8 protein-coding genes are annotated in these 12,169 nt (G+C 49.4%); 3 read left to right on the plus strand and 5 right to left on the minus strand.

The annotated features are described in order from the left end of the window. Positions 1 to 21: 21 nt before the first annotated feature. From E5331_RS13040 to leuS, 5 genes are all read right to left on the minus strand, one after another. Positions 22 to 1,146, minus strand: coding sequence for an Mrp/NBP35 family ATP-binding protein (locus E5331_RS13040; RefSeq protein ID WP_123483355.1), 1,125 nt, complete (start codon positions 1,144 to 1,146; stop codon positions 22 to 24). 54 nt (positions 1,147 to 1,200) lie between these two features. Next, positions 1,201 to 1,971: a tRNA (guanosine(46)-N7)-methyltransferase TrmB gene (trmB, locus tag E5331_RS13045; RefSeq protein ID WP_123483356.1), complete on the minus strand. Its 771-nt coding sequence runs from the start codon at positions 1,969 to 1,971 to the stop codon at positions 1,201 to 1,203. Between the two features lie 31 nt (positions 1,972 to 2,002). Then, positions 2,003 to 4,462, minus strand: a complete 2,460-nt coding sequence (porZ, locus tag E5331_RS13050; RefSeq protein ID WP_135985332.1) for a type IX secretion system anionic LPS delivery protein PorZ — start codon at positions 4,460 to 4,462, stop codon at positions 2,003 to 2,005. Between the two features lie 21 nt (positions 4,463 to 4,483). After that, positions 4,484 to 5,071 carry a non-canonical purine NTP diphosphatase gene (locus E5331_RS13055; RefSeq protein WP_123483403.1) on the minus strand — a complete coding sequence of 196 codons (588 nt, stop codon included), beginning with the start codon at positions 5,069 to 5,071 and terminating at the stop codon, positions 4,484 to 4,486. 113 nt (positions 5,072 to 5,184) lie between these two features. Then, positions 5,185 to 7,947 (minus strand): leucine--tRNA ligase, encoded by a 2,763-nt coding sequence (gene leuS / locus E5331_RS13060; protein WP_123483358.1) that lies wholly within the window; start codon positions 7,945 to 7,947, stop codon positions 5,185 to 5,187. Positions 7,948 to 8,280: 333 nt separating this feature from the next. On the opposite strand from leuS, the gene panB reads away from it, so the two are divergent. The 3 genes from panB (at position 8,281) to E5331_RS13075 (ending at position 11,956) form a co-directional block, all read left to right on the plus strand. Then, positions 8,281 to 9,102 carry a 3-methyl-2-oxobutanoate hydroxymethyltransferase gene (panB, locus tag E5331_RS13065; protein ID WP_123483359.1) on the plus strand — a complete coding sequence of 274 codons (822 nt, stop codon included), beginning with the start codon at positions 8,281 to 8,283 and terminating at the stop codon, positions 9,100 to 9,102. A gap of 155 nt (positions 9,103 to 9,257) precedes the next feature. Further along, positions 9,258 to 10,562, plus strand: a complete 1,305-nt coding sequence (locus E5331_RS13070; RefSeq protein ID WP_123483360.1) for a porin — start codon at positions 9,258 to 9,260, stop codon at positions 10,560 to 10,562. Positions 10,563 to 10,642: 80 nt separating this feature from the next. After that, entirely contained in the window at positions 10,643 to 11,956 is a 1,314-nt protein-coding gene (locus E5331_RS13075; protein ID WP_135985334.1) for a GTP-binding protein, read from the plus strand. Positions 11,957 to 12,169: the final 213 nt, after the last annotated feature.

Here is a 12,169-nt window from a genome sequence, read left to right on the forward strand (position 1 = left end):
CTAATATACGATGGAATCTAATTAGTGCGTTTCGACTTTGTGGGTGGGAGGGAGTGTGATATTGCGCACCTCTATGGCTTCCACGATGGCATCGGCAAGACCGGAGAATGCCTTGACTTCCGGATTAGTGGAGTCGGCTTCCGACGTAGCGAGCAACGTGGATGTCGGCGCACCGCAATCCGCATCGTTGCAGATGTCCGCTACCAACGGTATCTGTGCAAGCAGATTGACACCCAATTCCTCTGCCAATTTCACGGCACCACCATTGCCGAAGATGTAATAACGCTCTTCCGGATGTGGCGCAGGCGTGAACCATGCCATATTCTCAACAATACCGAGGATAGGCACATTTACCTTGTCACCTCGGAACATCGCAATACCTTTACGGGCATCAGCCAATGCCACCTGCTGAGGCGTTGACACAACTACAACGCCGGTAATCGGTAATGTCTGCACAAGCGTAAGATGAATGTCGCTCGTGCCCGGGGGCATATCGATAAGGAAATAATCCAGATCTCCCCACCAGGCATCCGTAATCAACTGCTTGAGCGCATTGCTTGCCATACCGCCGCGCCAAAGCACCGCGCTGTCCTTGTCAACGACAAAACCGATGCTCAGCATCTTAACGCCATACTTCTCCACCGGTTCTATCCAATCACGACCCTCCTTATTGACCATATAGAGCTGCTCTCCCTCCACGCCAAACATCTTCGGGACAGACGGACCAAATATATCGGCATCAAGAAGACCCACCTTATAGCCCTTTGCCGCCAACGCTATCGCCACATTTGCTGCAACAGTGGATTTACCTACCCCACCCTTCCCGGATGAGATTCCGATTATATTCTTCACCCCCGGAAGCGGATTGACAGGTTTCTCCACCACAGGACGACGGAATTTGACCGCTATATTATCCTTGATGTCAACATCCGGTGAGATATAGGCCTTGATTGCTGCCTCGGCAGAGCGCACAACACTTTTGACAAACGGATCTGTCGGTTTGTCGAATATTATAGAGAACGACACCTTATTTCCGTCGATACGGATATCATCCTCTATCATCTCGTTGTCAACGAGACTCTTGCCATTGCCCGGATACTTCACGTTTCTCAGGGCATCAATTATCAGATTGGGATATAATGTCATGGTTGATGGTTGATGGTTTATAGTTTATGGTTGATGGTAATTATCACTCCCCCTTTAGAGGTCTGGAGAGCTGACATTTTGAGGTTGAACGGTATGACGCGGATACGCCCGATAATCATCCTTCTCTATATCGGATGAATCAGGCTCCTGAAGATTGCTGAAATCAGGCACACGCATCGAAAGCAACTTTATCTTCTTCCCTCGCGACAACCACTGGCTCTCATAATACGTCTTTATCGAACTTACCGGATCCGCCATGCCACTCCCGTAAAGGTCGTCAGTGTTGACAAGCATCTCAAAGCCATTCAACTCGGCAAGACGGCGAGTGTACTCATATAAGAACGGGGAATCGGTCTTTAGGTTTATGACGCCTCCCGGTTTCAGGAACTTTCCATACATCTGTAGAAACCTTACCGACGTGAGACGTTTGCGCGTCTTCTGCATCTGCGGATCAGGGAAAGTGATCCATATCTCATCTACTTCTCCGGGTGCGAAGAACTTATCGATATTCTCAATCTCGGCACGCAGGAATGCGGCATTACCGATGCCTGTCTCCTCCACCTCCTTGGCTCCGCTCCACATACGTGCACCCTTTATGTCGACACCTATATAATTGCGTGCGGGGTTCGACTTTGCAAGCGCGACGGTGTATTCACCTTTTCCACATCCCAGTTCAAGAGTGATCCCCCCCTCATTGCCGAAGAAGTCCTCATGCCACTTCCCGACGTAGGGAAAGCCCTCTTTCAGAAGCACCTCTCGCGGATACTGAAGGGCACATCTGAAAGTAGACATATCGGCAAATTTCTTTAGTTTATTCTTTCCCATGTATTATTATCTGTAATTTTATTTTCTAAAATCAGTTCACCACGAGTATTTTGGTGACGTTGGTAAACGCCTCATCGGAATCAATCCCTGACGACATGACGAAATAGACCCCGCTGCTGACGCGCTTGAAGCCATGATTTGTCACGTCCCATCTCGCTTCTCCACCTTCCGCACGCAATTCCTTGACAAGATTTCCAGATGCATCCACAATCTTCACTACAGCATCGTCCGGCAATCCGTCAATGATGACGAACCCGGTATAATCCGGACGCACCGGATTAGGGTATGCCTTGACAGCATCTTCCGATGATGACGCGGAATGGGATAAATAGTATTCCACGAGTCCGCCGGAGGTGGAAATCATCATTGAATTTGTGGAAGGGATATAGAAAGCGCAATAGACCACATCATCGGGGAGCAGACTTGATCCGGATGTCAGTTCCTCCTCCACGCTTCGTCCATCGGCAGAGAGACACACCATGCCCCCACCCTTGGTGGAGAACCATTTCCGTCCGGCACCATCCGACGTGATATGATTGACCGGCACCAGATTCAGCAGATAATCCGCAAGATTAGTGCCGTCATTACGTGCCACCTTGATACGCGTCACCTTGCCGTCGCCTGCCATGAAATCATCCGGATTGAAATAGAAGAGACCCTCATCATGCCCTACCCATACACGCCCCGTAGACGGATCTTCCCACATGCAACGGACGTTGTGCGCACTCACCGCATTGCCATCCTGATCATAAAGCGTATTTATGATAACAACGTTATCATCCGACGGCTCTGTCGGGGTGCCGTTTGTGTCGATGACAGCAAAAGCATTCTCATACACCTTATTTGAATAAAGTAGCCAATTGCGGTGGGTGCGATAGGTCAGCGGCACCACCTCATCAACATTCGTACACTTCACACCTTTCACGCGCAACCACTTAGGGGCACGGAAATCCGACACGGAAGTTGTAGACCGACGGTCTTCGGCTTCCCAGCACATCAGATGAATCGTCGGCTCCGTCTGATTATCCATGTCGGCATACGACATCCACAGATTTCCCGCCGTGTCAAAATGCGGCTCTGAAAAACGGCATGCCCATTTCCTATCCTTATCCATCGGATCTGCCACTATCGCTATGAACCCCGGAAGATTCTTTCCCGGATCGGAAGGTTTCGACATGTGGATTATGTCGGAACTATCCTTCAGATTCATGCGTATTACGCCATTAGATACAGAGGATACATAGACATAATCCGGATTATCGGGATCTACTGCAATACCATTCGGAGTCTTGATAACACTCCCCTGTGCCGGATTCGTATATATCGGAGAATAGTTTGACCATCCCCCATCCTTATAGCCACTAAGAAGAAGCGGTAATTGGATATTGATTGTCCAGAAATTATAATCGTATCCGAAATTTATGACCAGTAACCCTCGCGACGGATGCTCCGCGATATGAGTGGAGATATACGGTGCAGGGGCATCCGGAATCATATAATCACGCGTGACCACGAAATCATCCCCGTTTCTCTCCATGCTACTCACCCCTTTCCTGCCATTGCCAAGCCATATTTCAGAATAATCGTAGGAAGAGGCGATTACATTCCGGTAATTGTCCGGAAGTGTCAGCGTAGTGCGGCTCCCATCAGCCTGATACTGCCATAAAGATGAAGACGTGGCAACCATTATCCCATCCTTATTGCCACTCACGTTGTAGACGCGGGCGTTATCGGCATTACCAACCTCCACACCCGACGGCGTGACGGTTATGACCCTGACTGCCTGTGGCGAGCCGCCATACGTCAGCAGCAATCCCTTGGAGTCGCCGAGTGTTTGCAGCAAATACGGACGGTCAAATACGCCGACCTCTTCAAAATCATCTATCGAGAATCGGTTGCCCGCAGCGTCGGCAGCCAGCAGACTGTTGCCCCTTATGGCAAGAAGCCTGTCGCCTATGCGAGCAACTGATGTCAATGCCTCTCCATATATGCCGCTCTCCGCCACCTCATGCTTCACAGCATTAATCGCAACATAGCCGAAATCCGTAGCAAGATATATCATATCGCCTGTTGAGGAGAATGATATTGAGTTGACCATCTTTGAATATGACAATGAGGCAAGACGGTAAGCCGGGATATTGACCACATCCCCATTGTCGTAGATAAGGTCAATATCATAGTTGGAATATACCACCGCGAGATAACCACCCCCGGAACAATAGCCGATAAGACTGACAGTATTGTCCGACAGGAGATTGATCGTAGACAACGACTGAAGCTCCTCCCCCTCCTTGTCATAACGGAAAAGGGAATGGCTTGTCGGAAAGAAATTATTGTCGGGAAGCACCTTCCCTGTGAAATACGTAAACGAAGGCGTATCCACCATGTAATTTATCTCTCCGTCGAATGTGGGGTGAATCCTCCAATCCGATGCCTGGATACTGCATAGAGTGAGTGCGGCGGTGATGGAAAGAGTAAGTCTTAATTTCATTTTATGAATATAAAGAGGTGGCTATGCCAGATATTCTATCAATTTTCTCATCGCACGTCCACGGTGGGATATGGCATTCTTAGCCTCCTGCGACATCTCGGCAAAAGGCAACCCCGATTCGTCAGCCACGAATATAGGATCATATCCGAATCCCTCCGTGCCGTGTGGTTGCTCGGCTATAGTGCCGGTCACTGTGCCGGTGAATATCCTGTGCTCATCACCTTTACAAAGGGCTATGACCGTCATGAAACGGGCCTTACGGTCGGTCTCACCATCCATCTTTTCAAGCAGAAGTGCCATATTGTCTGCCGCATTGCATTGCGGACCCGCAAAACGTGCGCTGTAGACCCCGGGCTCACCTCCGAGAGCATCCACCATGAGACCCGTGTCGTCGGCAAAACAGTCATAGCCATATCTCTCCTTTACCCATCGCGCCTTTATCAGGGCGTTCCCTTCAAGGGTGTCGGCTGTTTCCGGAATATCATCATGACATCCTATCTCCGACAGCGACATTATCTTAATCTTTCCGTCCGCCAATGCACGTGCCTCCTCAAGCTTGTGGGCATTATTGGTGGCAAACACTATTTCCTTTATCTCTTGTTCTTTCATCTCTTGTTTCATAAAAAAAAAACGCACCGACGGTGCGTTTTATTGTAGAGTCGTCTACCGGTCATTTGCAGACCAACCCATAGGTCTGTTTCTCCTGTAAGACAACAATATCATCATATAACTATGTTGACAATCTTTCCCGGCACGACAATGACGCGCTTCGGAGTCTTGCCACCGAGCCATTTCTCCGCATCGGGAGCGGCGAGTGCGGCTGCCTCCACCTCTCCTTTTGTGGCATCGGCAGGAACGTCGAGCATGAAACGGGTCTTACCGTTGAAGCTGACAGGATATTTCACGCTGTCCTCCTTCAGATTAGCCTCATCATATTCGGGCCATTCGGCATCCACCACCGAACCCTCCTTGCCGAGTCCGTGCCAGAACTCTTCGGCGATATGCGGCGCAAACGGCGCGATCAGACGAGTGAAGATCTCCATAGCAGCCGGATTGACCGATTTCTGTGCTGTGAGTTCATTCAATGCAACCATGAATGCCGACACCGAAGTGTTAAACGAGAAGTTCTCTATATCAGACGTCACCTTCTTGATGAGCTTGTGCATGGTCTTCAGTTCCTCCTTCGTCATCGGTGCGGTGCAGGAATGGTCGAGCTTCCCATAATGACCCCAAAGTTTCTTCAGGAAGCGGTTTGCTCCGTCGATGCCGTTCGTATCCCACGGTTTCGACTGCTCTACCGGACCGAGGAACATCTCGTAAAGGCGGAGAGTATCCGCACCATATCGCTCCACGATATCATCCGGATTCACCACGTTATACATCGACTTCGACATCTTCTCCACAGCATAGCCGCAATTGTATTTCCCATCTTCAAGGATAAACTCGGCATCGGCAAACTCCGGACGCCATGCGCGGAACCGCTCTATGTCGAGCACGTCGTTGCTAACCATGCTTATATCCACGCGTATCGGAGCCACATCATACTGGTCTTTAAGTCCCTTGCTGACAAACGTGTTGGTGTCCTTTATGCGATATACGAAATTACTTCTGCCCTGGATCATCCCCTGGTTGACAAGTTTCTTGAACGGCTCCGGCTCAACCACAACACCGAGGTCATAGAGGAACTTGTTCCAGAAACGCGAATAGATCAGGTGTCCGGTAGCATGTTCCGCACCGCCGACATAGAGATCGACGTTGCGCCAATATTCATCAGCCTCCTTGCCTACAAGCGCCTCCGAGTTGTGGGGATCCATATAGCGCAGATAGTATGCGCTGGAGCCTGCGAAACCGGGCATCGTGCAGAGTTCGATAGGATAACCCTCCGGAGTCTTCCAGTTCTTAGCACGTCCGAGCGGCGGTTCGCCGGTAGAAGTGGGCAGATAGGCGTCTACTTCGGGAAGCATGAGGGGCAACACGCTCTCATCCATCACGTGAGCCACGCCATCCTTATAATACACCGGGAACGGTTCGCCCCAGTAACGCTGGCGTGAGAATATGGCATCGCGCAGACGATAGTTAACCTTCACTCTGCCGATTCCTGCCTCCTCTATATATCGTTTTGTCTTGGCAATAGCCTCTTTCACTTCAAGACCGTTGAGATCAAGCTTCTCATTGGCGGAATTGATCATCTTACCCTCCTTGGCATCGAAACTCTCCTCGCTGACATCGGCACCCTCAATCAACGGGATTACAGGAAGATTGAAATGACGTGCGAAGGCATAGTCACGGGAGTCGTGCGCCGGAACAGCCATGATTGCGCCTGTGCCGTAGCCGGCAAGCACATAGTCGCTCACCCAGATAGGTATCTCCTTACCGGAAATAGGATTCAGTGCATAGCTGCCTGTGAAGACACCCGATACTTTCTTATCGATCTGACGCTCACGCTCTGTCTTATGGCTCACCTCTGCGAGATATGCATCAACGGCATCCTTCTGTTCGGGAGTGACAAGCATCTCCACATATTTTGATTCGGGAGCAAGCACCATGAAAGTGACTCCGAAACTTGTATCGGCACGTGTGGTGAAGATCTCAAGGTCAAAATCCTTTCCAACTACGGGGAAACGCATCTCTGCACCCTCGCTGCGTCCTATCCAGTTGCGCTGTGTCTCCTTGAGAGAATCGCTCCACTGAAGTGTGTCGAGACCGTCAAGCAGACGCGGAGCGTAAGCCGACACACGCAGACACCACTGGTTCATCACCTTCTGCTCTACAGGATAGCCGCCGCGCACGCTGACACCCTCCGTCACCTCATCGTTGGCGAGGACTGTGCCGAGAGCCTCACACCAGTTGACCATCGTCTCCCCCTGATAGGCGATACGATAGTTCATCAACACGTCAGACTTCTCCTTCTCTGTATAGGCGTTCCATTCATCGGCTGTGAATTTCAGTTCTTTCGAACATGCGGCATGGATACCCTCTGTGCCCGACTCCTTGAAGCGTGCCACAAGATTCTCTATCGGCATTGCCTTGTCGGCATCAAGATCATAATATGAGTTGAACATCTTGATGAATGCCCACTGTGTCCACTTGTAATATTCCGGATCACAGGTGCGTATCTCACGGCTCCAGTCAAATGAGAAACCGATCTTGTCAAGCTGCTCGCGATAGCGGGCGATGTTTGCCACTGTGGTTTTCTCCGGATGCTGACCGGTTTGGATTGCATACTGTTCTGCGGGGAGTCCGTAGGCATCGTAACCCATCGGATGAAGCACATTGAATCCTTGCTGACGCTTGAAACGGGAGTAGATATCGCTCGCTATATATCCGAGGGGATGACCCACGTGAAGACCCGCCCCCGACGGATACGGGAACATGTCGAGCACATAAAACTTCTTCTTACCCGGTTTCTCTTCTGCGCGATATATCTTATTGTCGCGCCAATACTGCTGCCAGCGTTGTTCTATTTCGCGGTGGTTGTATTCCATTGTGTCGTTATTATTATCTGACTGCAAAGTTAATAAATTCCATCCGCAGTGCAAAATAATCGCATCACAACAATAGCCATAACTAAAAAATCGCATAAAAGTCCATTCGTCTTGAGAGAACAAACAACCACACTACCCGGCGAGACATATCAACACTACCCAAAGAGAAAAAGATCGCACCACAACAATTGACACAAACAGTGCTAATGCTGCTAATACAAGATGCGAATTTATTTGGGATTGTTGGTCTTTTCAGTAAAAAAGGGTAACTTTGCAGCGAATTTAAACAGGCTTACGCCTTTAATCAGTAATTCGCGCTACGGCGCATTTATTATGTCGACAAATACTACAGATAACGCTCGCAAGGTGACTACCCGACGCCTTGTCGAGATGAAACAGAGAGGCGAAAAGATCTCTATGCTCACTGCATACGACTTCTCTTCTGCAAAAATCCTTGATGAAGCAGGTATTGACGTGCTTCTCGTCGGTGACTCCGCTTCAAACGTAATGGCAGGAAACGTCACAACCCTCCCGATCACTCTCGACCAGATGATCTATCACGCAAAATCAGTAATCAAAGGCACCCGCCGTGCCCTCGTTGTCGTTGACCTACCATTCGGTTCTTATCAAGGCAACTCCAAGGAGGCTCTCGCGTCTGCCATCAGAATCATGAAAGAGAGCCATGCCGAAGCTGTCAAGATGGAGGGTGGTTCGGAAATCAGAGAGTCGATCGAACGGATCCTTTGCGCCGGAATTCCCGTGATGGGGCATCTCGGTCTCACCCCCCAGAGCATCAACAAATTCGGCACCTACAACGTCCGTGCCCGTGAAGAGGAGGAGGCAAAAAAACTGATTGAGGATGCCAAACTCCTTGAAGAGATCGGTTGCTTCGCTCTCGTGCTCGAAAAGATCCCCGCTGAACTAGCTACCCGTGTGGCAAAAGAGATCAGTATCCCGGTGATCGGCATCGGTGCAGGCGGGGGTGTTGATGGTCAAGTGCTCGTCATGCACGATATGCTCGGAATCAACAAAGGGTTCTCCCCTCGCTTCCTCCGCAGATATGCCGACCTCGCGACGATAATGACCGATGCAGTAAAGAACTACATCTCCGATGTCAAAAGCGGCGATTTCCCCACTCCCGAAGAATCTTATTGACAATAACCCTGACCCGGTCAGGGAATACAGACATATCGAAAGTGTCTAAGACTGAAAGAACTCTTTCCGGACTTCCGGAGAGAGTTTTTTTCAACCATTCATAAGATAAGGTGTTATTTAATTATATAAAATTAAACTTCAACACCATATCATCCATGTCAATAAAATCATCCCTTACCCTGTCGCTCGCTTCAGCTCTATCAATATTGCCGATATGCGCCAACGCACAGTCTGCCGGTCAAGACCCGACGGAAGAAACAGTATCAATCAAGATAGTAGAATATCGCGATTCCACCGACACCTACATAACCCTCCATGAGAATGCCCCCAAGTTGCAGGGCACCCCCGACGTGCCTCGCTTCACGCTTCACGGTAAGGAGGGGAAATTCTATATGGGTCTCGGCGCAAACATAAAGAGTGTAGCTCTATTTGATTTCGGACATCCGATACACGACGACAATATGTTCACCACTTCCGCCATACCGATTGAGCAGCAACCGGGCAACGGTGCCCAGTTCCGGTTCAGTGCGCAGCAAAGCAACATATATCTGAACGTCGTGGCTCTTCCCGGCACGAAGAATCAGCTCGGCGCATACATCTCGATTAATTTTCTAGGCAACGGATATACCCCGCAACTACAGGTGGCTTACCTGAAATATCGTGGCATAACAGCCGGATATAATTATTCCCTATTTACTGATGTGGGTGCTGTCCCGACCACTATTGATTATGAGGGTCCAAATGCCTTTGCCTGCATGATACACGGCAACATATATTACGAGCACCCATTCGGCAAAAATAAGGAATGGAAAGCCGGAATCGGAATAGATATGCCCTCTTATTCCGCAACCAACGCATCACAGACTGCAACAGTAACACAGCGCGTACCCGATATCCCCTTCTACCTACAACGGTCATGGGCTAACGGCAACGGCTGGCTAAGGCTCTCAGGAATAATACGCAACCTGTATTACCGCGACAACTCAGCTTCCCGTAATATCGACAAGGTGGGATGGGGAATAAAGGCAAGTGGCAAGACCCCAATAGCCGGAGGATTATCCGCCTACTATCAAGGAGTGTACGGTAAAGGTGTCACAAGCTACATACAGGATCTCGGAGGCACCGGCATGGATCTTATGCCCGACCCGGAGAATCCTGGTGCACTCAACCGCGTGGAGGCTTGGGGCGCATACGGCGCACTGCAATACAATTTCTCCCCCAACGTGTTCTGCACAGCCATGTATAGCCACGTCCGCACTTATGCAAACCAATATGCCGACTCATCAACTCCATGGAAGAATGGATATAAGTATGCGCAATACGTGGTAGGCAACGTCTTCTGGAAAGTCAACTCCATCGTGGAGGTGGGGCTGGAATATCTATATGGCAGACGTGTGGACTTCGACAACCGTCAGGCGCACGACAACCGCATACAGACACTCCTACAAGTAAGTTTCTGACAAAGTTTTCATTTGGAAGTAAACTTCCATATCAGGGAAATGTATTAATTTTGCAATGAAGTTTTCAAAAATAATATCTGATGACATCAAAAACAACCCCTGTCTTGCTGCTGACCGGATACCTCGGAAGCGGTAAGACCACTCTTCTCAACAGGATACTCAACAATCGTAAAGGAATCCGCTTCGCCGTTATCGTGAATGATATCGGTGAAGTCAACATTGATGCCGATCTCATCGCAAAAGGCGGGGTGGTCGGTGGTGACGACGATAGCCTCGTGGCTCTTCAGAACGGGTGTATCTGCTGCACACTCAAGATGGATCTTATGCAGCAGCTCTCGGATCTCGTCAGCGGTGGATTTGACTATATAGTGATCGAGGCAAGCGGCATTTGCGAACCCGAACCCATCGCTCAGACCATCTGTTCGATGCCTGCCATGGCTCCGAATCTCGTCAGGGAGGGTCTCCCTATTCTCGACTGTATCGTCACGGTGGTCGACGCCCTTCGACTCAAAAGCGAGTTTAATGCCGGCGACTCCCTTACCACAAAGGATCTCGGTGAAGAGGATATAGAGAGCCTCGTCATTCAGCAGATCGAGTTCTGCAATATAATCCTCCTTAATAAAATCTCGGAAGTGACGAAGGAAGAGGCAGAACATATTAAAGGGGTAATACGCGCCCTGCAGCCAAAAGCCGAAATCATAGAGTGCGACTATTGCGACGTGGATCTTGACAAACTCCTCGACACCCGTCTCTTCAATTTCGAGAAGACCGTCACAGCCGCCACCTGGATTCAGGAAATCGAAAAACCCCTCGATGAGATCGAAGAGGAGGAGCATCATCATCACCACCATCATGTCAATACTGACAATACTGACAATATTGACAATACTGACAATATTGACGATCCTGACAATCATAACAATCATGACGATCATGACGATCATGACGATCATGACCACTCCCACTGTGATCACGAGCATGGCGTATGCCATTGTCATCACCATCATCACGGAGAGGGTGAGGCAGAGGAATATGGTATCGGCACCTTCGTATACTACCGCCGGAAGGCTTTCGACATTAACAAGTTTGACTGGTTCGTTGCCAAACACTGGCCAAAGAGCGTGATACGCGCAAAAGGTATCTGCTACTTCTCCGACAACACCGACATGTCGTATCTCTTCGAACAGGCTGGCGTGCAGAAGAAGCTGACCGAAGCCGGACAATGGTATGCCACCGCCCCGGAGGATGAACTCCAGCGTATGCTGGCAACCGACCCCGGACTCATGCGTGACTGGGATCCCAAGTATGGCGACCGTATGCAGAAAATAGTCTTCATCGGGCAACACCTCGACCGCCACGCAATCACCGAAGCACTCGACGCTTGCCTCGAATAACACAGAAAACAAATTTTAACAATAGGCGCGACATGTATATTGAAAAAAATACATGTCGCGCCTTCATAAGACAACTAATTCTTTAATTAACATTCAACCACTTGACACAAATATAATTATTCTAATAATACTAATATGTCTTAATAGGAAGATGTTTTAAAAAAGATATTCATTAACTTTTTTTAACACATTGCCATATATTTTAAATTAAAT

The sequence above is a fragment of the Lepagella muris genome (assembly GCF_004793975.1).
GTDB classification, from domain to species: Bacteria; Bacteroidota; Bacteroidia; order Bacteroidales; family Muribaculaceae; genus Lepagella; species Lepagella muris.

Coding starts and splice junctions, on each gene's coding strand:
- E5331_RS13055 (WP_123483403.1), bottom strand. CDS start 5,071: ATGAAAGAACAAGAGATAAAGGAAATAGTGTTTGCCACCAATAATGCC.
- panB (WP_123483359.1), top strand. CDS start 8,281: ATGTCGACAAATACTACAGATAACGCTCGCAAGGTGACTACCCGACGC.
- trmB (WP_123483356.1), bottom strand. CDS start 1,971: ATGGGAAAGAATAAACTAAAGAAATTTGCCGATATGTCTACTTTCAGA.
- E5331_RS13075 (WP_135985334.1), top strand. CDS start 10,643: ATGACATCAAAAACAACCCCTGTCTTGCTGCTGACCGGATACCTCGGA.
- E5331_RS13070 (WP_123483360.1), top strand. CDS start 9,258: ATGTCAATAAAATCATCCCTTACCCTGTCGCTCGCTTCAGCTCTATCA.
- porZ (WP_135985332.1), bottom strand. CDS start 4,462: ATGAAATTAAGACTTACTCTTTCCATCACCGCCGCACTCACTCTATGC.
- leuS (WP_123483358.1), bottom strand. CDS start 7,947: ATGGAATACAACCACCGCGAAATAGAACAACGCTGGCAGCAGTATTGG.
- E5331_RS13040 (WP_123483355.1), bottom strand. CDS start 1,146: ATGACATTATATCCCAATCTGATAATTGATGCCCTGAGAAACGTGAAG.